This is a genomic window from Frondihabitans sp. VKM Ac-2883 (genome assembly GCF_015350875.1).
Lineage (GTDB): Bacteria > Actinomycetota > Actinomycetes > Actinomycetales > Microbacteriaceae > Frondihabitans.
On the sequence record NZ_JADKSF010000002.1, the window covers coordinates 21,431 to 47,331 of the forward strand.

Genomic DNA, 25,901 nt, shown 5'->3' on the forward strand with positions numbered 1-25,901 from the left:
TGGGACGCTGCGCGGTCGCGGTCGCGTTCGCACAACAGGAATGCAGGCGCGCAAGCCCGCGCGAGCCCACCTCCCACGCTGACCGCGAGACTGGATGCCTGAAAAGTGCACCCGCCAGGCACCGCACGCAGCTCAGGGCACCCGCAACCGCAGCGGATCCGTCTCCCTCCACAACCGGCACTGGTCGCCCGGGTAGATGCGCCTCCACTCCAGGTCGTAATCCTGAGTTGCGAGCGTCGTGTGCGCCTCGCGCGGCCCGCCGTACGCTGTGACGGCCACGTGGGCGGGCGCCGTTTCGGAAGGGAAATTCCAGAGGTGCGCGTTGCGGCGGGTTCCTTCGTAGTAGCGACCCTTCGCAGGATGCGCGGGCACCCGCTCGCAGCCCTCGTCGGTGCAGAATCCCATGGCGGTCACGTCGGCGGCACCCGCGCCTGAGACCCTGATGTCGACCGACTCGATGTACCCGACTGCCGTGCAGGCCACCGGGGTGGCGATGACTCCCGAAAGGACGAGCCCTATGAGCGCGGCGACGACGACCGCACCGGCGGTGATCGCGGCTGTGCGCTGCTGCATGCGCTGATCTTGGCACGCGGCGAAGGATCCGGCCAGGCCCGGTGGGCATCAGCGTGGCCGGGCCCGGATCCTGAGCTGTCGGAACTCCGTAAGCGTCTGCCGAGTCGGTTAACACGCTTGTTACAACCCATTCATGCCGCCTTCACACGAGGCCGCCGCCGGCACGCTCCACTGGGGGATCCCATCACCAGGCTGCTCAGAGGAGACCCGAATGTCGACCGGATCCAGCACTACCAGCGGCGTGACGTACACGTCAGCCGACCCGAACTACTTCGAGAAACGCCAACTCCGCCGGACCGCTGGCTTCTGGGGCATCTGGGGAATCGGGATCGCAGCCGTGATCTCGGGCGACTTCTCGGGCTGGAACGCCGGCATCACGACGGCAGGCTGGGGAGGACTCCTGATCGCGGTCGGCATCGTCGTGATCATGTTCTTCGGCATGGTCTTCTCGATCAGCGAGATGAGCGCCGCGATGCCGCACACCGGCGGCGCGTACTCGTTCGCCCGTGCGAGCATGGGCCCCTGGGGCGGGTTCATCACCGGCCTCGCCGAGACGATCGAGTACGTCTTGACCACCGCGGCCGTCGTGTACTTCTCCGCGGGCTACGCCGACGCGATCCTGTCCGATCTCACGGGCGCGAGCCTGCCGACCTGGGTCTGGTGGATCATTCTCTACGCCGCCTTCATCGGCCTCAACTCGCTCGGTTCGTCGGTGTCGTTCAAGTTCGCGCTGGTCGTCGCCCTGATCTCGCTTGCCGTGCTGCTGACGTTTGCGCTGATGGCGACGTTCTCGGGCAAGCTCGACTTCGGGAGCCTGTTCGACGTCGCGCCGGATCCTGGTCAGAGTGCGTTCCTCCCCCACGGGATCCTGCCGATCTTCTTCGCGCTGCCGTTCGGCGTGTGGTTGTTCCTCGGCATCGAAGAGCTGCCGCTGTCGGCGGAGGAGGCGCACAACCCGACCCGCGACATTCCTCGCGCCAGCGTCTGGGGCCTCGTCACGCTGATCGCCTGCGGTGCGATCGTGCTGTTCCTCAACCCGGCTGTCCTGGGCGGAGCGGCCGCCGGAACCTCGGCCGAACCGCTGCTCGACGGATTCCGCGCGATCATCCCCAACGACAAGGTCGCCGCTGTCCTCTCGGCGTTCGCGCTGGTCGGTCTCCTGGCCAGTCTGCAGGGCATCATGTTCGCCGCCGGTCGCAACATGTACTCGCTGTCGCGGGCCGGCTACTACCCGCGCGGGCTCTCCGTCACCGGCAAGCGCCAGACGCCCGTGCTGGCCATCGCCGTCGCTGCAGTGATCGGCCTCGCCGCCCTCTTCGCCGCCGAGGCCGCAGTGCCGTTGGGCGGTGGCGGGCTCGTGCTCAACATCGCGGTCTGGGGAGCCGTGCTCTCGTACATGCTGCAGATGGTGTCGTTCGTGATCTTGCGCCGCAAGTACCCGAATGCGAAGCGCCCGTACAAGTCGCCGTGGGGTCTCGGTGGTGCGTACATCGCAGGAATCATCGGCTTCGCGATCTTCATCGGCGAGATCCTGAACCCCGCACTCTGGTCGGCGATCGTCATCATGCTGATCGTCTACGTCGTCGGCATCGTGCTCTTCGCGACCGTGGGACGCAAGAACCTGGTGCTCGCTCCTGAAGAGGAGTACGCGATCTCGGGAGGGCTGCACCGCGACCCCCAGGTCGAGGATTACGACGCGCTCGACGCGATCCCGGTGCCGGGCGACGCGCTGGCGGATGCGCCGGCTCGCACGAAGGAGTCGGACCTCGTGTGAGGCGGGCCGGGCTGCGCGGCGGTGCGGCGGTGCCGGGGTGCGCGCAAATCAGGCAGATGAGCGCGGGGTGGGCGCGGATCCTCGTGTTCCCGCCCCGCTCACGCCAGACTTCCTGATTCGCGAATCAAGGATCCGCGGCACCCCGCCCACCCACACCCCTGCGCGCAAATCAGGCAGGTGAGCGCGGGGTGGGCGCGGATCCTCATTTCTCCGCCCCGCTCGCGCCAGATTTCCTGAATCACGACCGGCACTCGCCGACCGCTAGAAGACCCGCGCGACGACCTCTTTAAGGAGCCCCGACGTCGGGACGTTCGCCTGCTGGATCCGGATGCCGATATCACCCCGCGTGTAGTACGTGTCGCCCGTCTCGACCGGGTACTGAGAGTCACGGCCGATCTTCTGGCAGGTGTAGGCGTCGTAGGCTTTCTTGCAGGTGAATCCCTTGGCCGGGAGCTTCTTCAACTGGGCTAGGGCCTTCGACGAGTCGACGGTGACGACCTGGATGCTGATGCCGCTGATATCGGCCCGGGGGTCACGCCACAGGCAGAAGATCGATGCCCCGCCCGACTTGACGGCCGCACTCAGCTGCGTCTTCGGCGCGGACGGCTGCGTGAGCGGGGTCTTCGCGAAGCCATCTTTTTTGTAGGTGGTCGCGCTCATCAGTGACTTGCACTTCGTCGGGATCGCGCCGACGGCGACGGCGGCCGAGGTCGTTGCAGGCGTCGTCGGAGAGGAGAGGCTCGACGCCGTCGTCCCTCCCGAAGGATCCGGCGCACCGGCATTCGCCCCCGTCGTCACAGCTGCAGTGGTCGTCGCCGCCGAGCACCCGGCGAGCGCCGCCACGGCCGCTCCGGTCATCATGAGAGCGATGGTCGTCTTGGATAACTTGTTGAGCACGATTCCCCCCGGGTCATTGTGGCTTGAGGCTACTGCCGCTGGCTCAGGAACGGGGTCATCCTGAAGAACGAACTCAGCGGGTCGGTGGCACGGCGCGCTTCCACCGCGCCCCGTAGCGGCGCAGTGAGATGCGCGTGCGATCGGTGCGGAAGAAGTCGTGCGAGAACTCGACGGGCGTATCGGCCGCGTCGAAGGTGATGCGCCAGATCTCGAACAGCGGCGCCCCCTCGGCCACCCCCAGAATCGCCGCCTGCTCGGCCGTCGCCGGAGTCACGTCGATCGTCTCGTCGGCCTGCGCCATCTCGATGCGATAGTCACGGGCAAGGATCCGATACACCGACTCGGTATGGTCACGCTCCTGGAATCCCGGTAGCAGTCGCATCGGCAACACCATCGTGTCGAGCGAGAGTGGCGTCCCGGCTGCGTCACGACGCCGACGCATGCGGAAGACGTTGTCTCCGTCAGCCAGCGCCAGACTGCGCTGCTCGGACGGCGTGGCGAGGCCGATGCCCTCTGAGAGCACCTGCGTGGTCGAGATGAATCCCTGCTGGCGCAGCATGTCGGGCACGCCCATGATCGTGTTGAGCTGGCGCTCGATCTTTCCGTCGGCCACGAACACGCCGCCGGTGCGACCCATGGTGCGGCGGATCCGCGACGCAGCCTCCAGCTCTTCGAGGGCCTCGCGGAGCGCCGACCGGGGCACGCCGAACTGCTCGGCGATGGCTCGCTCCGAGCCGATCCGGTCGCCCACGCGCAGCTCGGATCGGGCGATGAGGCGCTGGATCCGGCTGCTGAGCTGGGAGGGGTCTCGGGGCACGGGGTCTCCTGGAGGCGCGGGCGGACGGGCGGGGCGGCTGGGGCGGGGCGGGCGGCGACGGCGGCGGCGACTGGGGCTCATCGTAGCGACGCCGGTGCGGAGCGCGCGATGCCGCCCGGGCCCGCGCGACGCCCGGCCGCTCGCAAACCGACGCGTTTCGGCCATAGCGACGTAGCGAGCCGCGTCGGATTGGCCGAACCGCGTCACCTCGCGCGACCTCGCGCGAATCGGCCGACATCGCGCGCCGCGGCGCTGTGACACTGGCCGATTCACGTCAGGTCACCCGGCCCGGGCCGCACACGACACCAGCACCAGCCGCAACCGCTACACCCCGAGCGCGGTCAACCCGCCGTCCAGCGCCTCCACGAGCCGCGGGATGTCGGCGGCGGTGAACGCCAGGGGCGGCCGCAGCTTGAGCACGCTGTTGTTCGGCCCGCAGACGCTCGTGAGCACGCGCCGGTCGCGGAGCTGCTCGAGCAGGGCGAGCGCGACGTTAGAGTCGGGGGCCCGCGTTGCGCGATCGGCGACGATCTCGACGCCGGTGTACTGCCCCGAACCGCGGATGTCGCCGATGCCGGGGTGCACGGCCGCGAGCTCGCGGAGGCTCTCCCGCAGGGCGGCGCCGACGGTGAGCGCCCTCGCCTGCAGCTCTTCGTTGCGGATCACGTCGAGCACGGCCTGCGCCGCCGCGATCGCGACCGGGTTGCCGCCGAAGGTGTTGAAGTAGGGGCGCTTCGCGGCGAACGCGTCGAGCACCTCGCGCTTCGCGGCCATCGACGCGATCGGAATCCCGTTACCCATCGGCTTGCCGGTGGTGACGATGTCGGGAACGAAGTCGTGGCGGTCGAAGCCCCAGAACGCCTCGCCGGTGCGGCCGAAGCCGGGCTGCACCTCGTCGGCGATGACGACACCGCCGTGCGCGTGGACGAGCTCGAGTGCCGCCCGGATCATGCCCGGCTGGCCGAGGAAGATGCCGTCCGACGAGAACGACGAGTCGAGGATGAGACCGGCGAAACCGTCTGCCGACGCCTCGATCTCGGCGATGGCCGCTCCGAGCTGCCCGAGCCACCAGGCTCCGGCCCCCTCGGCGGTCTCGGACTGCAGCCGGTAGGTGTCGGGCGGGTCGATGATGCGGAGCGTCGGGTCCATCTGCTCAGGGCCGCGCAGCGACGGCGAGTGCGCCGAGACGAGAGCCGTGTTGCCGTGATAGGCCTCGCTCGTCGCGATCCACGCGGTGCCGCCGGTGTATTCGCGGCCGACCCGCAGCGCGAGGTCGTTCGCCTCGGAGCCGGTGCAGACGAACATGACCTGGTCGATTGCGTCGGGCATGGTCGAGAGGAGGTCGTCGGCGTAGTTCAGCACACCCTCGTGCAGGTAGCGCGTGTGCGTGTTCAGCGTCGACATCTGCCGATGCACGGCCTCGACGACCCTCGGGTGGGCGTGGCCGATGCTCGGCACGTTGTTATAGAGGTCGAGGTATTCGTTGCCCTCGGCGTCCCAGGCGTGGGCTCCAAGGCCGCGCACGAGCTCGACCGGATGCTTGTAGAAGAGGCGGTAGGCCGAGCCGAGTACCTCGCGCCGCTCGGCGAGCGCCCGGGTGCGCGGGTCGAGCCCGTCGGCGTCCGACGCCTTGAAGCTGTTGCCGTCGAGGATGGATGCGGTGCTCGCCATGGGGTTCCCGTCGTTCGGTGGGTGCACGTCCATTCTCTCGATCGACGAGGAGGCGAGGGGGCCCGCCGTGTTGCCGGGACGTTACGAGCGCAGCCCTCAGGATGAATGGCGTGTTACCCGCGTGAACGGCTGGTAAAGGATCGCGTCTCAGGAGTCGGATCCTGAATTGTGACCCCTAGGTTCGAGGCTTATGACGATCTCGCACCCGACGACCGAGACCGTGCCCGCACCGTCGGGCACACCGGCCGGATCGCTGTCGGCCTTCGATCACGTGGGCCGCGGCGACGATGCTCCGCACTGGGTTCACGACGGCATCTGCCTCGCCTGGGGCCTGCCGCTCGCGGCGACCCGGGTCACGCTGATCGCGGTCTCGGAGAACGTGACCTTCAAGGTCTCGGTGAACGAGGATCCAAGTCTGGTTGTCCGTCTCGGACGCCCGGGATACGCGGTGAGCGTCGAGCACGTGCGGAGCGAACTGCTCTGGGTCGAGGCCCTGCAGCGCGATGCGGGGGTGCCGACACCGTCACCGCGGCACGGGGCCGACGGCGATTTCGTGCAGTTCTTGAACGACGACGGCGGGGCGAGTTGGACGGCGGTCGGTTTCGACTTCGTGACGGGCACGATCCTCGAGGATCAGACCGATTTCGCCGACCACTTCGTCGAGATCGGCCGCCTGACGGCCCAGCTGCACGGGCACTCGCGGGGTTGGGCGCGACCGACCGGATTCCAGCGCTTCGACTGGACCGTCGACGACATGACCGGCGGCCTCGCGCGGTGGGGTGACTGGCGGAACGCACCGCTGACGCCCGGCGATCGCGCCGTTCTGGAGCGTGCCGAGACGACGGCCCGGGCCACCCTGTCGGGCATCCCGCGGACGCCGCAGCACTGGGGGCTCATCCACTCCGACCTCCGCCCCTCGAACGTCATGACCCACGAGGGCGCCATGACGATCATCGACTTCGACGACTGCGGGTACGGCTACTTCCTCTACGACTTCGGGTCGGCGCTGACGTTCTACGAGCACCGCCCGTCGGCGCTCGAGATGGGCGCCCGCTGGCTCGACGGTTACCGGCAGGTCGCGACTCTGAGCCGCGACGACCTCGAACTTGCCGGAGCGCTGTCGCTCATGCGCCGGCTCACCATGCTCGGCTGGGCCACGACGCACCGGGCCGACGCGCTGCCCGCCGACCTCTGGGATGAGAACAAGCCCGGCACGGTCGAGGTCGCGGCGCGCTACAACGCAGATCCGCTCTGGCTCGTCGGGGCGTAGCTCGGGGCGTGCGGGGAGTGCGCCGCTCGGCCGCGATACGCGTTGCGGACTCCGAGACCTGCCGCGGCACGTCGGTGTGACCGCGATACGTGTCGCGGCGGCCAGTCGGCGCGGCCAGCGGCCCGGCGCTAAGCGCGGGACGCCTGCAAGAGCGCCCACAGCTCGGCGCGACCGGCGAACGAGTCGAGGTCGAGTTCGAGCAACGTGCCGATCCGGGCGATTCGAGCTTTAAGCGTGTGCCGGTGCAGCCCGGCCTCGCGCGCCGCTGACTCCCAGTGACCGTTGTGGTCGAGCCAGAGTCGCGCGCAATCGACGAGCTCTCCCGGCTCGCCGACCAGCACCCCGAGGCGACGCCGTGCGAGGTTCTCGGCCGCGGGCGACCACAGATCGTCGAGGAGCCCGGCCGCCGAGTCGCCGAACACGTGCACACCGGCGTCGGGATCCTGATCGAGGGCCCGCACCGCCTGCGCCAACCCGGTCGAGGCTTCGGCGGGTGCCAGCACGGCCGACAGCCCCACCGGGAGTGCCGCCAGGGTGGCGCTGCCGGCCACCGCCCGCGAGAACGCGTCGGTCGCTGCTGCCGGCACCACCGCTACCACTCGTTCGGCAGAGGAGTCGGCGAACGCCAACCCCTCCCGCGTCAGCTCGTCGAGGAGTCGATCGCGCTCCGCGTCGGCCACTCCGGCCGGTAGCGGCACGACGGCGATCCGGAGGGCGTCGGGGATCTTCGACCCGAACTCGGCCGCAGCCGCCCCTGCCCCAGCGAGATGCCCGTCGAGCAGCAGTCGCACCAGCACTCCCCCAAGACGGCGCTCGAGTCGGCGTTCGGCGTCGCCGTAGCGGAGCAGCACCTCGACGATCGCGACGGCACCGGTGACGACGGCCTGCGTGGCGACGTCGTGCCGCCCGGCGCCGGCGATGCCGATCGCACCCCGAAGGGCGCCGCGAGGCCCGAGGGTCTGCACAGTGGCGAAGCCGAGCCACTCGGGCAGCGTCACGTCGGCGGAGGCGCGGGTGCCGCGGCGCAGGATCCTTCGCCCCTCGTCAGCCAGTGCCCCGAGATCGACGGCGGCGGAATGCACCTCGACCACCGTCTCGCCCGAGGGTGAGAGGATCACCACGGCACCGCTCACCTGATCGGCCAAGGTCTGCACGACGGCCTCGAGCGTGCCGGCGGTCAGGGCCGAGAGCGAGACGGCGCGCTGGGCGGCCAGAGTCCAGGCGTCGCGTTCGCGATCGCGGGCGGCGATGCGATCGGCCACCCAGCGGATCAGCGCAATGAAGGGGACCTCGTAGGGCACCTCGACGAGAGTGATGCCGCGAGCGTCGCACGCGTCGACGAGGGAGGGCGGGGTGCCCTCGCGGATCACCTCGAGGCCGAACCCCAGCGCCACAACGCCGGCGTCGAGGAGGCGATCGGCGTAACTGCCGTAGAAAGCGGCGTCGTCGTCGGCGGGAAACTGCGTGCCGGTGGTGAGCAGCATCGTGTCGCCGGTGAGGAACGGCGTGGGGTCGACGAGATCGGAGCTGTGCACCCAGTCGATGGCGGTGTCGCGCCCGTCGCCGTCGAGGCGGACCCGGAGACGGAGCGGCGGTTCGGCGAGGAGCCCGCGGACGGTCGGAGGCTGCACGGTCGGCGCGGACGAGGTCTTCACCCTCGGAGGTTATCCCCAACTGCCGCTCGGTCCAGCAGTTCTCCACAGATTGCCGAAATGGCAGTCGTGGTGTCGGGGCCACTGCCTAGATTGGCTTCATTCGTTCGCTATGCCCCATTCGCCACGCACCATACGGAGGCCGTCCGTGACCACTCACGTCGAACCGCTCGTCGGCGGGCCCTCGCTGCCGCAGCAGCGGAAAATCGTCACCGAGATTCCGGGGCCGCGCTCCCGTGAGATCCTCGCCCGTAAAACCTCCGCGGTCGCCCGGGGCGTCGGCATCTCGCTGCCGGTCTTCACCGACGTCGCCGGCGGCGGTGTGCTGGTCGACGTCGACGGCAACAGCTTCATCGACCTCGGCACCGGCATCGCCGTGACCGGCGTGGGCAACGCGGCCCCGCGTGTCGTCGAGGCCGTCCAACGCCAGGTCGAGCGCTTCACCCACACCTGTTTCATGATCACCGGCTACGACTCCTACGTCGACGTCGCCGAGGCGCTCAACCGACTCACGCCCGGTGACCACGAAAAGCGCTCGGCCCTGTTCAACACCGGGGCCGAAGCCGTCGAGAACGCCGTCAAGATCGCCCGCTCGTACACCGGCCGCCAAGCCGTCATCGCCTTCGAGCACGCCTATCACGGGCGCACCAACCTCACGATGGCACTGACCGCCAAGGCGATGCCCTACAAGAGCGGGTTCGGCCCCTTCGCCCCCGAGATCTACCGGGCGCCGCTGTCGTACCCCTACCGCGACGGGCTCTCCGGGCCCGAGGCGGCGAAGCGAGCCATCGCGATGATCGAAAAGCAGGTCGGCGCCGCCTCCACCGCGGCGATCCTCATCGAGCCGATCCAGGGCGAGGGCGGCTTCATCGTGCCGGCACCCGGGTTCCTCGAGGCGCTCGTCAACTGGGCTCGCGAGAACGGCGTGGTGTTCATCGCCGACGAGGTGCAGACCGGCTTCGCGCGAACGGGCGCCATGTTCGCCTCCGAGCACGAGGGCATCGTGCCCGACCTCGTCGTCACGGCGAAGGGCATCGCCGGAGGCCTGCCGCTCGCCGGCGTCACCGGTCGTGCCGAGATGATGGACGCCCCGCACGTCGGCGGCCTCGGCGGCACCTACGGCGGCAACCCGCTCGCCTGCGCTGCCGCGCTCGCGGCCATCGAGACCTACGAGGTCGACGACCTCGCCGGGCGCGCCCGCGACATCGAGACGCTCATGAAGACCCGACTGACGGCCCTGCAGGCGGGCGACCCGCGCATCGGCGACGTACGCGGGCGCGGAGCGATGATCGCGATCGAGCTGGTCGACCCGGCGACGGGAGACCCGGATCCTGCTCTCACCGGTCGCGTGGCTGCCGCGAGTCACGCCGCCGGAGTGATAATCCTGACCTGCGGCACCTACGGAAACGTGATTCGCTTTCTTCCGCCGCTCTCAATCGACGACGCTCTGCTCCACGAGGGCCTCGACGTCGTCGCCCACGCCCTGGAGGAATCATGACCACGACCGCCGCCGCAAACGAGACCGAGCAGGGGCTGCTCGACACCGTGCCGACGGGGCTTCTGGTCGGCGGAGTCTGGCGTGAGGCATCGGGCGGTGCGACGTTCGGCGTGATCGACCCGGCAACGGGCGAGACGTTGATCGACGTGGCCGATGGCACACCCGCCGACGCGATCGCCGCCCTCGACGCTGCTGCCGCCGCGGCCGACGACTGGGCCGCGACTCCGCCCCGCACGCGCTCCGAGATCCTGCGGCGTGCCTTCGACCTCGCCATCGCGCACCGTGACGAGCTCGCCCTGCTGATGACCATGGAGATGGGTAAATCGCTGGCCGAGGCCCGCGGCGAGGTCACCTATGGCGCGGAGTTCCTGCGCTGGTTCTCAGAGGAGGCGGTGCGTATCTCGGGCCGCTACGGCGCCAACCCCGAGGGCACCGGCACGATGATCGTGTCGCGCCGACCGGTCGGGCCCTGCTTCCTCATCACGCCGTGGAACTTCCCTCTCGCGATGGCCACCCGCAAGATCGCGCCCGCTCTCGCCGCCGGCTGCACGATCGTGTTGAAACCCGCCGAGCTGACCCCGCTCACCAGCCTCTACTTCGTCCAGCTCCTGATCGAGGCCGGCGTTCCGGCCGGCGTCGTCAACGTCGTGACCACGACCGACGCCTCCGGCGTCTCGAAGGCCGTCATGGCCGACGACCGCCTTCGCAAGGTGAGCTTCACCGGGTCGACCCCCGTCGGCAAGGTGCTGATCAAGCAGGCCGCCGACAACGTGCTGCGCACGTCGATGGAGCTCGGCGGCAACGCCCCGTTCCTCGTTTTCGACGACGCCGATCTCGACGCCGCGGTCGACGGGGCGATGCTGGCGAAGTTTCGTAACATCGGCGAGGCCTGCACCTCGGCCAACCGCTTCTTCGTGCAGTCGGGCGTCGCCGACGAGTTCTCGAAACGGCTCACCGCTCGTGTCGAAGCGCTCGAGGTCGGTCGCGGCACCGACGAGGGCGTGTCGATCGGGCCGCTGATCAACGACGCCGCCGTCAACAAAAGCGCCGAGCTCGTCGACGACGCGACCTCGCGGGGTGCCTCGGTCGCGACGGGCGGGTCGAAGATCGAGGGGCCGGGATCCTTCTTCGCCCCCACCGTGCTCACTGGCATCACCCCCGGCACCCGCCTGCTCAAAGAGGAGATCTTCGGCCCGGTCGCCGCGATCGCCACCTTCGAGACCGAAGACGAGGGCATCGCGCTCGCCAACGCCACCGAGTTCGGCCTCGTCTCGTATGCCTTCACGACCGACCTCGCTCGCGGTCATCGCCTGATAGCCAAGCTCCAGTCAGGCATGCTCGGCCTCAACACCGGCGTCGTCTCGAACGCCGCAGCCCCGTTCGGCGGAGTCAAGTCGTCGGGCCTCGGGCGCGAGGGCGGCACCGAGGGCATCGCGGAGTACCTCGACACGACCTACACGCTTCTGCCCACGAGCTGACCGCCAACGAGAGACGATCGACATGAGCACGACCCTCCAAAACTTCATCGCCGGTGCCTTCGTGCCCGCGGTCGGCACCGACACCCTCGACGTGATCGACCCCCGCACCGAGGAGGTCGTCGCCGTGTCGCCCATCTCGGGTGCCGCCGACGTCGACGCCGCGATGGCTGCCGCGGCCGAGGCCTTTCCGGCATGGAAGCGCACCACGCCGAGCGCTCGCCAGAAGGCGCTCCTGGCTCTGGCCGACGCTCTGGAAGCGCGCTCCGACGACCTCGTCGAGGCGCAGGCACGCAACACCGGCCAGCCCAAGGCGACCATCGCCTCCGAGGAGGTCGCGGTCGGCGCCGACCAGCTTCGCTACTTCGCCGGTGCCGCCCGAAGCGCCACCGGGCTCGCCTCGGGTGAGTACCTCGAGGGGCTCACCTCGTCGGTGCGCCGAGAGCCCATCGGCGTCGTGGCCCAGGTCACCCCCTGGAACTACCCGCTCATGATGGCGCTGTGGAAGATCGGCCCGGCCCTCGCCGCCGGCAACACGATCGTGCTCAAGCCGAGCGACACCACTCCAGAGTCAACGCTCGTGCTGGCCGACCTGACCCGGGGCATCCTGCCCGACGGCGTCTTCAACGTGGTGCTCGGCGACGCGTCGACGGGCGCGCTGCTCACCGAGCACCCTGTTCCCGGGCTCGTCGCGATCACGGGAAGCGTTCGTGCGGGGCGGGCAGTGGCCACGTCGGGCGCGGCCGGCCTCAAACGAGTCCACCTCGAGCTGGGCGGCAAGGCCCCCGTCGTCGTGTTCCCAGATGTCGACATCGACGCGGCCGCCGAGTCGATCGCGCAGGCCGGGTTCTTCAACGCCGGCCAAGATTGCACGGCCGCGACCCGGGTGATCGTGCACCGCTCCATCCACGACGCGTTCTGCGACGCCCTGGTGCGGGCCGCTGAGGGCACGATCACAGGCGTGGGAGACGACGCTTTTTATGGTCCCCTCAACAACGCCCGGCACTTCGCGGCCGTGTCGAACGCGATCGACTCTCTGCCCGAGCACGCCACGATCCGCACTGGTGGTTTTCGGGTGGGCGACGTCGGCTACTTCTTCGCCCCGACGGTGATCGCCGACGTCGAGCAGACGGATGCGATCGTGCAAGACGAAGTCTTCGGCCCGGTGCTCACGGTGCAGTCATTCGACACTGCCGACGAGGCGCTCGAACTGGCGAACGGTGTGCGGTACGCCCTGGCCTCCAGCGTGTGGACAGCCGATCACACAACCGCCGAGCGATTTGCCCGCGACCTCGACTTCGGCTGCGTGTGGATCAACACCCATATTCCCCTCGCCGCCGAGATGCCGCACGGCGGCTTCAAGCAGTCCGGCTACGGCAAAGACCTCTCGGCCTATTCGGTCGACGACTACACCCGCATCAAGCACGTCATGAGTGCTCATTGACGACCACCTCCCTCCGAAAGGCCGCAATGCCGAACACCATCTCCACCGACGTCGTCATCATCGGCGCCGGCGCCACCGGCCTCACCGCAGCGGCCGACCTCGTCAAGGCGGGGCACTCCGTCGTCGTGCTCGAGGCCCGCGACCGCGTGGGCGGACGGCTCTGGACCAACAGCATCGAAGGCCAGATGTACGAGATCGGCGGGCAATGGGTCTCACCCGACCAGACCGCGCTGATCGCCACCCTCGACGAGCTCGGCCTCGAGACGTACTCCCGCTACCGCGAGGGCGAGAGCGTCTACATCGGCCGCGACGGCGAGGCCAAGCGCTTCACCGGCGACATCTTTCCCGGGTCGGCGTCGACCGAGGGCGAGATCGTCCGTCTGATCGAGCTGCTCGACCGCCTGGTAGCCGAGACCGACCCCGACGCACCGTGGACTCACCCCGACGCCGAAGCGCTCGACCGGGTGTCGTTCAAGGAGTGGCTCGCCGCGCAGTCGACCGACGAAGAGGCCCGCGACAACATCGCGCTGTTCATCGCCGACGCCATGCTGACCAAGCCGGCCCATGCGTTCTCTACCCTGCAAGCCCTGCTCATGGCGGCGAGCGCCGGCAGCTTCTCCAACCTCGTCGACGCCGACTTCATCCTCGACAAGCGCGTCGTCGGAGGCCTGCAGAGCGTGCCCGTGGCCCTCGCCGTATCGCTCGGCGACCGCGTGCACCTGAATCAGGCGGTGCAGACGCTCGAGTGGAGCGACTCCGGCGTCGTCGCGATCACCGGCGACCTCCGAGTCGAGGCTAAGCGCGCGCTGGTCGCCGTGCCACCGAACCTCTACGGTCGCATCGACTACGTGCCGGCGCTTCCCCGCCGCCGTAACCAGATGCACCAGCACCTCTCGCTCGGCCTCGTCATCAAGGTGCACGCCACCTACGAAACGCCGTTCTGGCGCGATGCCGACCTGTCGGGCACCGCGTTCAGCCCCTACCAGCTCGTGCACGAGGCCTACGACAACAGCAATCACGGCGAGACCCGCGGCACGCTGGTCGGGTTCGTGTCGGATGAAAAGGCGGATCGCGCGCTCGAGCTCGACCCCGAGGAGCGCCGGGCGCGGATCCTCGACTCTCTCGCCGCGTACTTCGGCCCCGAAGCCCGTAACCCGAGCGTCTACTACGAGAGCGACTGGGCTGCCGAAGAGTGGACCCAGGGCGCCTACGCCACGAGCTTCGACCTCGGCGGCCTGACGCGCTACGGCGCCCATCAGCTCACCCCCGTCGGCCCGATCCGGTTCGGGTCGAGCGACCTGGCCGGCCTCGGCTACCAGCACGTCGACGGGGCGATCCGGGTGGGTCACCGACTCGCCACGGAAGTCGTCAGCGACCTCGGCGCCGAAGTGGTCGCCGCTCCCTAACTCCCTTCAACTCACCCTCCCGAACACAACCTCATATTCGCTCCCCCGCACCATTCTCTGCCGCTGTACATCTCTGCCCTGCTCCATCCACTCTCTTGAAAGAGGCTCGGCACCCATGGCACTCGACTACGACACCCCCTCCCAGATAGCCCCCGCGGCCACCGAGAGCAGCAAGCTGAAACGGCACTTCGGTCGCTTCGACATCCTGTTCTTCTTGATATGCACCATCGTCGGCGTCGACACGATCGCGGCCGTCGCCGCGTCGGGCGGCGAGGCATTCACCTGGATGGTGATCTTGGCGGTGCTGTTTTTCGTGCCGCAGGCGCTGCTCTTCTCCGAACTCGGCACCGCCTTTCCGCAAGAGGGCGGCCCGTACCTCTGGACGAGAATGGCGTTCGGCCACCTCGTGGGGGCCATCAACAACGTGCTCTACTGGATCACCAACCCGGTGTGGCTCGGCGGCACGCTCGCAGCCGTTGCGGCACTGGCGATTCAGGAGTTCTTTCTCGGCGGCGGCGACCAGTCGACTCCGGTCTTCTACCTGATCACGATCCCCTTCATCTGGGTGGCCGTGCTCGCCGCCGTGCTGTCGTTCCGAATTGGCAAATGGATCACGACGGTCGGCGCCTTCGCCCGCTTCGTGCTCATCGGCGGGTTCGTCGTCTCGGTGATCATTTTCGGCGTGCAGAACGGCGTGCAGGGCCTCGGCGCGGGCAGCTTCGTGCCCACGGCCGGCGGCTTCGTCGCCCTGGTCGGCGTGCTGCTGTTCAACTACGTCGGCTTCGAGTTGCCGAACAGCGCCGGTGAAGAGATGAAAGACTCCACCCGCGACGTGCCGTTCGCCATCGCCCGGTCGGCGCTGTTCTCCTTCTTGCTCTACGCGGTGCCGATCCTCGGCATCCTGCTGGTGCTCCCGGTCAGTCAGGTCGGCGGCCTCGAGGGTTTCGTCGACGCGATCAAGTCGGTGTTCACCGTCTACGGCGGCCAGACCACGAGCGACGGCGTCGTGCTGTCGGGCATGGGTGCGACCCTCGGCGGCGTCGCGGGTGCGCTCGTCGTGCTCTGCGTGCTGACCTCCGGCGTGACCTGGATCATGGGATCCGACCGGGCCCTCGCCGTCTCGGGCTACGACGGCGCCGCGCCCCGGTTCCTCGGCGTGATCAACGCCAAGCTCGGCACGCCCGTGCGCGTCAACATCTTCAGCGGCATCGTCTCGACCATCGTGCTGGTGCTCGCCAACACGATCGCCGACGGCAGCGCCTCGAAGTTCTTCTTCGCCGTGCTCGGTGTGACCATCTCGACGACGCTGATCAGCTACCTGCTGATCTTCCCGTCGCTCTGGAAGCTCCGTAAAAGCCACCCCGATACCCCGCGGCCCTACCGGATGCCGTTCCACAAGCCGCTGACGGTGCTGCTCATGGTGATCCTGGCGTTTGCCGTCATCCAGCTCATGGCGCCCGGCTTCGGTTTCGACTGGTTCGGCGAGGGCTTCAGGCCCGACGGCTGGGGGCCCTCCGAGGGCGGTCTCTACCTCCTTACCGAGCTGCTCCCTGTGGTCGCCTTTATCGTGCTGGGCATCGTCTTCTGGGCCCTCGGCACGAAGACCCGCCGCGAGAACGCCACCCTGCAGCACGAGCTCGACGACCTATCGGCCCGTTCCACGCCGGAAGGGCCGAAGTTCCACTGACCTCCGCCTCATACGGCCCCCGCGGCGACCCGTTCATCGAGGTCGCCGCGGGGGTGCTGGTCGCTACCAGCCGCCGCGACTCGACCACCACCACAGTGGTGGTCGGGTCGAACGGCCGTGACTGCCTCCTCATCGATCCCGCGTGGGAGGTCGACGAGCTCGCTTCGATCGCCGATGCCCTCGCCAGCCGGGGGCTGACCGTCACTGCCGGGTTCTCGACCCACGCGCATTTCGACCACCTCCTCTGGCACCCGGGGTTCGGCAACGCCCCGCGCTGGGCGTCCGCCGAGACGGCGAGGCGGGCGCGCGACGACAGACCCGCGATCCTGGCCGAGCTCGGGGCGTGGCCCGCCGAACTGCTTCCGCTCGTCGGCGCGGTGACGGCAACACCGGGCGACCGCCTGCCCTGGCGAGGCGTCGACGTGCAGCTGATCGAACACGACGCCCACGTGCCGGGGCATACCGCGGTCTGGGTGCCGAGCCGTGGGATCCTCGTCGCCGGAGACATGCTCAGCGACATCGAGCCGCCCCTGCCGTTCGAGCCCGACTCACCGATCAGCCCAGCCGCCGACCCCCTCGCCACCTACGCCGCAGGCCTCACCGCGCTCGAACCGTTCGCCCGGAGAGCCGCGATCGTCATTCCGGGCCACGGCACGCCCGGCAAGGATCCCACGGCTCGCCTCACCCGAGACCGTCACCACATCGAGGCGCTCCGGTCGGGCCGCGATCCTCACGACGATCGACGGCCACCGGCCCCGGCGACCAGCTCGCCGGCCTAGCGGCCAGCCGCTGCCCCACCGGCCCTCCACTGGCCTAGCGCACAGCCGCCCCACCGGCCAGCCGCCCCTACGCGACGCGCGCGAGCGCTCCCTCGTCGGCCCCGAGGTACACAAGCCGCTGCCGGATCGACGCCATCACGATGTCGGTGAACCGCTCGCGCTCGTCGAGGGTGTCGGTCACGTACCGCAACCCGACGAACAGCCCGACGAGCACGGTGGCCTCGCGGTGCGTGTCGACGCCGATCGTGATCTGGCCGAGGGCGGCCGCGCGGCGCAGGTTGTCAGAGATGCGGGCGACCCAGCCGACGTAGGCGCGCGGGGCATTCGGGTCGGTGAGCTTGTGCTCGTTGACGATGCGGAGGCTGGCTCGGGCCAGCGGGTTGGTAGCGAACTGCCGGGCGACGTAGGCCGTCGACTGGACGATGTCGGCGAGGGGACCGTCGGGCGAGGGCTCGGTGCCGAAGAAGGTGCCCTGCGGAAAAGCTTCGGCGACGACGCTCGCGGCTATCTCGGCCTTGGTGGCGAAGTGGTAGCTGACGAGGCTCTTCGCTACTCCGGCCCGGGTTGCGATCGAACCGTACGACGTGGCCTCGTAGCCGCGATCTTCGAACTCGGCGCCCGCGGCCTCGAGAATCCTAGCGACCGTGGCTGCCCGCTGTTCCTCCCGGATGCCCATGGCGGCATGCTAGCCGCCGCACCCCTGAAACGCACCTGGGCCGAGCCGTTCGTCAGCTTTTGGCCGACACCTGAATGCGATTGGCCCACGGGTCGTCGAAACTCAGGATCCGCCCGTCGTCTGCCGTTGCCACACCGAAGTGGGCCAGGCGCTCCCCGAGACTTCCGATCTCGTCGTCGCTCGGCACCTCGATGCGCACGAGGCCCAGCCCTAGTGCCAGCTGCCGTCGACCGGCCCCGGCCGACTGCCAGGTGTTCATCGCCATGTGGTGGTGGTACTTGCCGGCGCTGACGAAGAGGGCCTGCGCGCCGAACTCGGTGGTCGTCTCGAAGCCGAGCTGGTCGACGTAGAACTGCCGCGCGCTGGCGACGTCACCGACGCTGAGGTGCACGTGCCCAACGGTCGCGGCACGGGTCGGCGCTGCAGCCAGATCGTGTTCGCTCAGGTTCTCCTGCAGAAAGGCGTTCGGGTCGAGAGCGAGAGTCGCCATGTCGATCTGGCCGTGGGTCCAGCTCCAGGCGGTTCGGTCGCGATCCCAGTAGAGCTCGATGCCGTTGCCCTCGGGGTCGGTGAAGTAGAACGCCTTGCTGACGAGGTGGTCGGCGCTGCCGGTGAACGAGCGCGGGAAGCGGCTGGCGACCGAGTAGACGGCGGAGGCGAGGTCGGCCTCGGTCTCGAAGAGGATGGCCGTGTGGAAGAGCCCGGCGTCTCGGGGCCCCGCGTGCTTCAGCTCGGGTGCGTGCTCGAGGATCACGATGATCGTGGCACCGCGGCCGAGGATGCTGCGCGCGGGCGACCCCGCCGACGCGGGCTCTTGCGCCAGGACGCTGAGAGTCACGGCGTCGCGGTAGTAGGCGGTCATGCCGTCGAGGTCGGCCACCCGCAGGGTGACCGCGCCCATGCTGGTGTCGGGGGCGAGGAGATCAGCGGAGGTCGAGGACATGTCACCGACCATAGCAGGCAATGGTTGTAGCGACAACTGATTCACTCCACACCGCTCGCCCAGCGGACACGACAAAGGCCCCGGTCGAAACCGGGGCCTTCGAAGAGCTGCTGTCGAGTTACGCGTTGGCGCGCTGACGACGAACGAGCGTGAGGACGAGCATGAGCGCGATACCGAGCATGACTGCTCCGGCGGCGGCCCAGATCATCAGCATGGAGCCGTTCGAACCGGTGAAGGCGAGGGCACCCGACGGGTCGGCGACGGTGGATCCGCCGGCAGCGGCAGCGTCGACAGGAGCGACCGTGATGGCGGCGGTTGCGACGTTGCCCGAGGTCTGGCCGGTGGCGGTGACCGAGTAGGTGCCGGTGGCGCCGGCGGGGAGCTTCACGTTCAGCGCGGTGGCGCCCGAGGCGTCGGCCTGCTTCGTGATGCTGGCGGTGGCGGTGGCCGCGCTAAGCGTGGCGAGTCCGCTACCGGTGACCGAGAACGAGACAGTCTCGCTCGGCGTGAACGAGCCAGCGGCGAAGCCGGTGACGACGGTTCCACCCGGAGCGGCGGCGCCGCTGACCGAGATGTTGCTGGTGGGCACGTAGCCGGCAGCGTTTGCGGCGGCCGGAACTGCGAAGACGCCGACTACAACGAGCAGCGCGGCAGCAATAAGCTTTTTCAAAATAATCCCCTGATGTGATCGAAGCCGCGCGGTTGGTAAGTGCAGCATCCTCAGCTTACGAGGGAGTTACAGGTAATCAAGATTTGTTTTGTTTCCAAAACATTAACTCCGGGCGTCTGCGTGATGGACGGAATTACCGTCGCATTCTTCGGCCCGATGTACTGGAGACGCCAGGTCGTTGATTTTCCGGGCTTTACGAGGGTCTCGAACTGGCTCACGGGGTACCCGGAGTCGGCAGCGGTATGGAGCGATCGCGTCTTTCCGTCTTGTATAACACCGGTGAAGACCCCTGTTTTGGGGGCGTATATCGAGACCGTCGTTTGCACGTTTCCGGGTGCTACGCCGAAGTCCCCTCCCCCGGTGACGTATTCCGGAAGACTCGTGGCGGCGTCGGCCGGAGCATTATTCGTCAGCGTGACGTCGACGACGTAGTTCGGGCGCCCGTCTTTGCGGCAGGTGACCTGCCCGATGCCGACCTGCGTCGAGAGGTAATAATCCATCTTCGCGCCCGTCGAATCGTTGAGGTAGATACCGAAAGCCGGCCTCGTCTTGGATCCTCGGGGCAGTTCGCCCGACAGGGCCGTCTCCGAGATGGTCTTCTGCTGCGCTTTGTCGTCGCTCCAGACCAGGATCCGCCCCTCGTCGCCCGCCCTCGTCAGAGCCGTCAGCATCAGCTTCGGGTCGAAGTTGCCCGATGCGACCTTCGCGAAGATCGCGCCGGCTGCGGCTTTGAAGTAGGTGTCTTGCACCGCAGGATCCGGGTACTTGGCGTACGAATCCGAGAGCAGCGAGGTGACGACGTTGCTGCTCGTGAGAATGTCGCCGTTCGGCAGCGTGACATCTCCGGTCGCCGTGAGCAGGTAGCCGAGGGCCACCGGGTCGATCGAGATGACTCCATCGACGGTGGCGCCGTAGCGCTTCTTCCACAGCTGCTGGGCGATCTCGCCGGTGAGCGGGAAGCGGGGCGTGAGGTTGACGTCTTGCAAGAAGCGGCCGGTGATCGAACCGTAGATGCCTTCGGTCTCGAGCGGCAGGTCGATGACGGGCTTCGCCAGCTCGGGGAAGTCTGCCGACGACGCCTGCTTCTGCAACGCGAGGCGGCCCTTCTTCGCCGTCACGAGTGCGACGGCACTCGGCACGCCGCCGGTCGACCGCAGCTCGGCGTTGTTCTGGAAGAGGAGAAGGTACTTCTTGGGCGCGCTCTGCCCCATCATGTCGGGCAACAGGGTGACGGCCTGGTCGGCGGTCTCAGCCGCGCTGCTCGCCTTGGCAAGCACCGACGTGAGCTGGTCGACTGCGGTGTCGACCTGGCCGACCGTTCCGGTGGTGTCGACGTCGCGGGCACGATCGAGGTTCGTCTGCAGCGAGACCGTCGCGGAGGCGATCGTCGGTTGCGCTTTGACGAGCGGTTCGAGGTCGACGGCTCCGTCGACGGGTTTGAACTGGGCGACGTTGACCGTGCCGAGCACTCCGGCGATCGGTTCGATCGCGTCGGTGCTGACATCGGCGAGGATCCCGGAGACCTCTCTCACTGCCGTCAGGTTGGGGCCGACCAGAGGCACGATCTCAGCCCCCCGCCAGATCGGATCGGCGGTCAGTCGTCTCGCGTCGCTCGTCTCGGCGGCTAGCTCGGCGGCACTCGCCTGTGCGGCCTTGGCATCACCGCTCGTCACGTCACTCTGCACCTGAGTTGCGAGCGACACGGCCTTCTCCAGGTGGTTCTTCGCGAGCATGCCGCGCACTCCCACCCACACCGCGCAGGCGACGAGCAGCATCACGATCAGCAGGATCACCCAGCGGACGATGTGTCGCTGCGGTCGAACGCGAACGTCGCCGGCTTCCCCGAGTGCCATGCGCTCATTCAAACATGTGTCGTTCTCGCATCCGGCACGGTACTGGTGTGTGCGCTGGTGTCATCTCAAGCAGTGACCCGCGATGGGGACTTTCGGAGCAACAGAGCGAGAAGTGCAAGTTGAGGTGCCAAGGCAACGAATTCGCCAAGAGCCAGCATCCAGGCAGCCCCAACTGCACCCCCCAATAGAGCGCCCAGATAGATGCTTGGTAGAGCGATCACGATGCCAACGGCAGTAAAGAGCGCCAGGCGCTGCGAACGGTCGAGAGCAAGCAAGCACACCAGCCCCGTGATTTGAGACATGACCATGAGGAGCAGGGTCACAGCGAAGCCCGCCACCAGCCGCCGAGACACCGCCACCTCGCTATGGCTCAAAATCCCAGCCAGCCACGGGGCCAAGAGAACAAACGCGACCGCCCCGACCGCAGCAAGACCAGCACCGAGACCAAAGGCCCGCGGGATCTTTCTCCGTACCGCCAATGCTCCGCCGGTCGGGACCCAGCCCTGGAGGAACTGCACGATGGGAGCGTATGCGGTCGTTGCAAAACGCAGGAGTTTGTCGACGAGAGCGTATGAGGGCAACGCTGAGGGAGCTACGAACGCCACGAGCGAGAGAGGAACGGCCGAATAGGCAGCGCCCGCGACCGCGAGAATGACCCCGTGCGACTGCCCCCTGAGGGCCGCGAAGACGCGTGTCCAAGAAAAGTTCGACACGACCCGTGACTTCGGGCCGGCGATGAAACGCGTGGATAGGGCGACGCCGCCCAGCACCCCAAGGAGTTGTACAGCAGGAAAAGCCACCAGCGGAGCACCCGCCAAAACGGCGATCGCGCCAGCCGCAGCACCGATTACTCTCGGCGCGGTGTCCAGGAGCAGAAAGAGGTAGGGCCGGGCCACACCGGTGAAGTACCAACCCGCCAGCAACCCTGTCGCTCCGTACCCGAGGGCATTGAGAATCGACTCGACCTGAGCTGTATCGACAACGAAATGCACCACCAGGATGGCAAGTACCAGCACCGGAACTGCGATCACGATGCGGGCTCGAAACGAGTCCAGGTAGATGTTGCGGCGGTTCGCTTCGTCCGCACGAGCCACCAGAGTGGGCCCGGTGGTGCCCCAGCCGAAACCGATGAGTATGGCCGCCCCTGTGCCCACGGCCTGACCGACGGCAAGGCTCGCCCACGCGCCAGCACCCGCCGCGCCGATGAGGATAGGAATGCTGATCAGCGTGACTAGAGCGGACACGACCACCGAGGCCCCGTATCCAACGATCGACGAGGCGTTCCGGGACCGACTCATCGGCGCGATCCTGACAAGGTCGCGCGCCGTCGTGGCGAGATAGGGCCTAGTTTCTTCTGCCCACCATCGATGGCACCTAAAAGCACAGCGAGGGCTTGTTGCTTTTTAGCAGGGCCGAAAGCAATGGACAGCAACGTGGTCTTCGCTTCGAGGAGGGTGTCCCGGATGAGCCATTTCGGGGCCGTCTTCGCAAATCGAGGGTAGACAGCGACCCTGTTTCGAGTGATGTAGTAGCGCCGAGTCGCCGTGTGAATCGACACACGTCGAATGCGTCCGCCGATGCGAACTTGCTTGCCCCGCACCGTCAAGTCGACCATCTCGCCAACCTGATGATCGAGACGGCATCCTTCACCCACGACGACGACTGTTCCGGCGGCAAGCATCCTGAGCACGTACTCGGTGTCGACGCAGTCGATGAAGAGCTCGTCACTAAAGGGCCCGAACCTCTTAAGCGTCTCAGTTGTCAGAACAAGCCCCGACTGGGCTACCTGGAGAGCCGTCCGGTGCCCCGAGTTCTCGCCAGACGGGGACACCCGCCACTCGTTGAACTGTTCGGCGCAGATGGCCCCGACTGGTACACCATCGGCCCGGGCACTCTCAAGGGCGCGCAGAGCTTTCCGCACGTACTCGCTCGCGAGGGTTGAATCCTGATCAACGGTGATGACAAAGGCAACAGAGGGCCAGAGAGTTCGCGCTGTGACCACTCCTGCGTTGAGGGCTGAGGCTATGCCCAGGTTTGCCTGTCGAATGACAAGGGCGTCCGGAAGAACACCTGCAGGTAACGCGAACGGTGTGCTTGAGCCGTCATCGACAAGGACGAGATGGTCGACTTGGCGGGCGAGAGCCTCGAGCCGGCGGAATACTTCTCCGTCGGGATTGAAGAGAGGTACGACCGCAGCAATGGTCACCGTCGTACTCGCGCGGCTGTGAGCAGGCGTTCCCGAACCCACGAAAATTGCTTTGGCAACGACTTCTTGATCGCAGTGAACTCGTCGGGAAAAACATATTTGGCGGCCATGGCAGCGTCACCCATGGCCACTCCGATGCGGGACCGCCAGGCTGAAAGGTTCCACCGACGGTAGGCGTCGACCTCGCTAGCCACGAAGGGTGAGGGAGGAACCTCGCCCGCCAGAAGCGCCTTTCTGTAGGTGCGTCGCGATCGCTTGCTTATCCGGCCACCATCGGCATCTGTGGCGAACGCGTAGTCGGGCGGTGAGCCCAGAACTCCCTGAGCTTCATGAACGCGTTCGGCGTAAAGGCGACTCAATTCGGTCAATGCCGGGAACGCCACTCCTGCTTCTCTCATGTCGAGACTCAGACGCACGCTGATGGCATCGGGATCCCTCGGGTTGAAGCCACTGAAGTGCACAAGGCGAAGCTCGTCTCCGCTTGCGTCCACAGTCAGCGTCCCGTTGTGGTCGGTGAACGATCTCTCGTGCAGATTCCACGGACCGACGTTGTATCCGTAATGGCGGAGCGAGTGAGCGTCGAACAGCGTCGCGCCGATGTCAGTCCACTTCTGATCGACAAAGATGCCGAGCAGTGGGTAGATGAGGCATTCACGTTCGAGGTGCGACCACCACCAGTCCAGAAATGGGAGCCCCTTTTGTCCGAACGACCCAAATCCCAGGTTGTGCACGCCCACGGTGAGGCTATGAACCTCAGTGATGTGTGTGATGTCTCGAGGAATGCTCTCGAGGAAGTGTGGAGTGAGAACGACGCCGTGCTCCTCGACGAGGCTCTCCAGTTCTGTCAATGGAGAAACTACGAACGTGTCTGGGTCGAGGTAGGTGACTTGTTGGTACTCATCGAGCAATGCCTTGAAGAAGAGCGGCTTTACTGCCGTCGAGAATTCGACCACGTCGTAAATGGCGGCGAGGTTGTGAATTTCCCTGTCTGACAGGCCAAGTATTCCCGTCGTAACAATCGTCAGTCGGTCGCGGCCGGTGGCAAGGTCCGTTCTGTCGGCATCGACGACCAGCACCACGAGCTCGCGATCAGGCTCGACCTCGCGCACACTGGAGTAGAGCGCTAAGGCTTGCGGCAAGTAGTTCTGAGCGACAACGGTGCAGTAGACCCCGGAGAGCCGCTCAGAAGTTTCGTGTGACACAGGTCGTCCTTTGCTAGCCCACCCCTTCCAGCGACACCGCGATCAGGTGGTGCGCTGGGCTGGTTCCCCTGAACCGGCTGCCACCAATCCTGCCTCACGAACCAGGTTGGAACGGCCAAGACCACGCTCACGGAGCGCAACACCTCCCGACTAGGATGCAGTCAAACCCGGGGAGTTCAGATCGTGCCAAATGAAATCGACTCGAAGCCATCGGCACGACTGAGATCCTTGGACGGTCTTCGGGGTGTGGCCGCCCTGGTTGTCGTCCTGCACCATTCACTCATCACATACCCGCTCCTCCGGGGCGTCTTCGAGGACGGGCCTGCCATCCAAGACCGCAACTCCGTTGCGTGGTGGATGGTTCAGACTCCCCTTCACCTCTTCTGGTCAGGTGGGGAGGCGGTCTTCGTCTTCTTCATCTTGAGTGGCATTGCGCTAGCGATGATGCGTTCTAAGACACAGCCGACATCATGGGCTCGGTATTACCCGTCCCGCCTCCTCCGGCTCTACATACCCGTCTGGGCGTCGATTTTGTTCTCCCTGGCGGTTTTCTTCACCGTGGGATTGATTTCCGAGGGTGCCAAGTCGTCGTGGTTTCACGAGCGGCAAACGTCCCTGCATCTCGGTTCTCTGGTCAAAGCCGCCCTGATCCTCCGAGGCACCTACAGGTATAACGGTCCGCTATGGTCCCTGCTGTGGGAAGTCATCTTCTCCGTTTTGCTCCCCGTATTCATCGTCTTACTTCTCCGTGCACCAACGAATACGAAGTTTGTGCTCGTGATTGCGACGCTGACTGCCGGAGCCGTCCTCCGCAGTGAGATTCCCCCCGTGGGCAACTTTTTGCTCTACATGGCCATGTTCGGCTTGGGCGTGCTGTTCGCGGGGCGGAGAGGAGACCTAGAGCACTTAGCGGAACGCATTTCCTCTGCTTCGAGGTCCGGGTTGCTTTGGGGCACCCTCCTCACCCTCGGATGCGTCACCCTGTGCACGTACTGGTACTTGCAGCCGCTGGAACTGCCTATCCAGGTTCTCCATCTCACCTACGTGGTTCAGGTCGCCGGTGCCTTTGTCATCGTGTTCTGCGCCGCCTACTACCCAGGGATGAGATCGGCTTTGACAACACGACCCATTCTCTGGCTGGGCAAGATTTCTTTCAGCCTGTACCTCGTGCACGATCCCATCCTTCTTGCCTTGAACCACCTGACTGGCGAGAGCGCGCAACCTCTGGTCATTGCCGTCGGAATACCGCTGTCTCTGGCCGTAGCATCCCTCTTTGCTCGGGTAGTCGAGCGGCCGAGCCACAGGCTGTCCAAGCGCATCGAAAAGGGCCCGTTCGCGTCGAAGACCCTAGAACCGGCCAACGCGGTTACTTAGCCTGAGCGGTATTGATGGGCCGCCGGAGATTGAG

General features: G+C 67.0%; 21 protein-coding genes. 9 read left to right on the top strand and 12 right to left on the bottom strand.

Annotated features, from left to right (window positions below; all coding sequences use genetic code 11):
* Positions 1-132: 132 nt before the first annotated feature.
* Positions 133-573 (bottom strand): hypothetical protein, encoded by a 441-nt coding sequence (locus ITJ49_RS03590; protein WP_194601506.1) that lies wholly within the window; start codon positions 571-573, stop codon positions 133-135.
* A 211-nt stretch (positions 574-784) separates the two neighbouring features.
* Between ITJ49_RS03590 and ITJ49_RS03595 the strand changes: the two genes are divergently transcribed.
* On the top strand, positions 785-2,347 hold the full coding sequence (locus ITJ49_RS03595) for an amino acid permease (RefSeq protein WP_194601509.1): 1,563 nt from the start codon (positions 785-787) through the stop codon (positions 2,345-2,347).
* A gap of 261 nt (positions 2,348-2,608) precedes the next feature.
* Here ITJ49_RS03595 and ITJ49_RS03600 read toward each other — a convergent pair whose 3' ends face one another.
* From ITJ49_RS03600 to ITJ49_RS03610, 3 genes are all read right to left on the bottom strand, one after another.
* Positions 2,609-3,244, bottom strand: a complete 636-nt coding sequence (locus ITJ49_RS03600) for a hypothetical protein (RefSeq protein ID WP_194601513.1) — start codon at positions 3,242-3,244, stop codon at positions 2,609-2,611.
* Positions 3,245-3,317: 73 nt separating this feature from the next.
* Positions 3,318-4,061 carry a GntR family transcriptional regulator gene (locus tag ITJ49_RS03605; protein ID WP_194601517.1) on the bottom strand — a complete coding sequence of 248 codons (744 nt, stop codon included), beginning with the start codon at positions 4,059-4,061 and terminating at the stop codon, positions 3,318-3,320.
* 324 nt (positions 4,062-4,385) lie between these two features.
* Entirely contained in the window at positions 4,386-5,732 is a 1,347-nt protein-coding gene (locus ITJ49_RS03610; protein ID WP_194601520.1) for an aspartate aminotransferase family protein, read from the bottom strand.
* Positions 5,733-5,922: 190 nt separating this feature from the next.
* Between ITJ49_RS03610 and ITJ49_RS03615 the strand changes: the two genes are divergently transcribed.
* A complete protein-coding gene (locus tag ITJ49_RS03615) occupies positions 5,923-7,002 on the top strand; it encodes a phosphotransferase enzyme family protein (RefSeq protein ID WP_194601523.1) in 1,080 nt (359 codons plus the stop codon).
* A 128-nt stretch (positions 7,003-7,130) separates the two neighbouring features.
* Here ITJ49_RS03615 and ITJ49_RS03620 read toward each other — a convergent pair whose 3' ends face one another.
* Positions 7,131-8,657 (bottom strand): PucR family transcriptional regulator, encoded by a 1,527-nt coding sequence (locus ITJ49_RS03620; RefSeq protein ID WP_123941531.1) that lies wholly within the window; start codon positions 8,655-8,657, stop codon positions 7,131-7,133.
* A 145-nt stretch (positions 8,658-8,802) separates the two neighbouring features.
* On the opposite strand from ITJ49_RS03620, the gene gabT reads away from it, so the two are divergent.
* The 6 genes from gabT (at position 8,803) to ITJ49_RS03650 (ending at position 16,943) form a co-directional block, all read left to right on the top strand.
* The gene (gene gabT / locus ITJ49_RS03625; RefSeq protein ID WP_370544355.1) at positions 8,803-10,152 is read left to right on the top strand and encodes a 4-aminobutyrate--2-oxoglutarate transaminase; all 1,350 of its coding nucleotides are present in this window, start codon (positions 8,803-8,805) and stop codon (positions 10,150-10,152) included.
* Positions 10,149-11,630, top strand: a complete 1,482-nt coding sequence (locus ITJ49_RS03630) for an NAD-dependent succinate-semialdehyde dehydrogenase (protein ID WP_194601529.1) — start codon at positions 10,149-10,151, stop codon at positions 11,628-11,630. The genes gabT and ITJ49_RS03630 overlap by 4 nt, the downstream gene beginning before the upstream one ends.
* A gap of 22 nt (positions 11,631-11,652) precedes the next feature.
* Positions 11,653-13,071, top strand: coding sequence for an aminobutyraldehyde dehydrogenase (locus tag ITJ49_RS03635; RefSeq protein ID WP_194601532.1), 1,419 nt, complete (start codon positions 11,653-11,655; stop codon positions 13,069-13,071).
* Positions 13,068-14,477, top strand: a complete 1,410-nt coding sequence (locus ITJ49_RS03640) for an NAD(P)/FAD-dependent oxidoreductase (RefSeq protein ID WP_228514041.1) — start codon at positions 13,068-13,070, stop codon at positions 14,475-14,477. Before ITJ49_RS03635 ends, ITJ49_RS03640 begins: the two co-directional genes overlap by 4 nt.
* Positions 14,478-14,592: 115 nt before the next feature.
* Positions 14,593-16,164 (top strand): APC family permease, encoded by a 1,572-nt coding sequence (locus tag ITJ49_RS03645; RefSeq protein WP_194601535.1) that lies wholly within the window; start codon positions 14,593-14,595, stop codon positions 16,162-16,164.
* Positions 16,165-16,217: 53 nt separating this feature from the next.
* Positions 16,218-16,943, top strand: a complete 726-nt coding sequence (locus ITJ49_RS03650; protein WP_370544356.1) for an MBL fold metallo-hydrolase — start codon at positions 16,218-16,220, stop codon at positions 16,941-16,943.
* Between the two features lie 67 nt (positions 16,944-17,010).
* Here the strand turns inward: ITJ49_RS03650 and ITJ49_RS03655 are convergent, their stop codons facing one another.
* The 7 genes from ITJ49_RS03655 to ITJ49_RS03685 form a co-directional block, all read right to left on the bottom strand.
* Complete coding sequence (locus ITJ49_RS03655; protein WP_055960164.1) at positions 17,011-17,619, bottom strand: TetR family transcriptional regulator; 609 nt, start codon at positions 17,617-17,619, stop codon at positions 17,011-17,013.
* Between the two features lie 52 nt (positions 17,620-17,671).
* On the bottom strand, positions 17,672-18,562 hold the full coding sequence (locus ITJ49_RS03660) for a VOC family protein (protein WP_194601538.1): 891 nt from the start codon (positions 18,560-18,562) through the stop codon (positions 17,672-17,674).
* A 118-nt stretch (positions 18,563-18,680) separates the two neighbouring features.
* Complete coding sequence (locus tag ITJ49_RS03665) at positions 18,681-19,232, bottom strand: hypothetical protein (RefSeq protein ID WP_194602940.1); 552 nt, start codon at positions 19,230-19,232, stop codon at positions 18,681-18,683.
* 50 nt (positions 19,233-19,282) lie between these two features.
* A complete protein-coding gene (locus ITJ49_RS03670) occupies positions 19,283-21,085 on the bottom strand; it encodes a DUF4012 domain-containing protein (RefSeq protein WP_194601541.1) in 1,803 nt (600 codons plus the stop codon).
* Between the two features lie 65 nt (positions 21,086-21,150).
* A complete protein-coding gene (locus ITJ49_RS03675; protein ID WP_194601544.1) occupies positions 21,151-22,335 on the bottom strand; it encodes a hypothetical protein in 1,185 nt (394 codons plus the stop codon).
* Between the two features lie 44 nt (positions 22,336-22,379).
* Entirely contained in the window at positions 22,380-23,291 is a 912-nt protein-coding gene (locus ITJ49_RS03680) for a glycosyltransferase (RefSeq protein WP_194601548.1), read from the bottom strand.
* Positions 23,288-24,493 carry a hypothetical protein gene (locus ITJ49_RS03685; RefSeq protein ID WP_194601552.1) on the bottom strand — a complete coding sequence of 402 codons (1,206 nt, stop codon included), beginning with the start codon at positions 24,491-24,493 and terminating at the stop codon, positions 23,288-23,290. Before ITJ49_RS03685 ends, ITJ49_RS03680 begins: the two co-directional genes overlap by 4 nt.
* Before the next feature lie 183 nt (positions 24,494-24,676).
* Between ITJ49_RS03685 and ITJ49_RS03690 the strand changes: the two genes are divergently transcribed.
* Positions 24,677-25,867 carry an acyltransferase family protein gene (locus tag ITJ49_RS03690; RefSeq protein WP_370544357.1) on the top strand — a complete coding sequence of 397 codons (1,191 nt, stop codon included), beginning with the start codon at positions 24,677-24,679 and terminating at the stop codon, positions 25,865-25,867.
* The last annotated feature ends 34 nt before the right edge of the window (positions 25,868-25,901 follow it).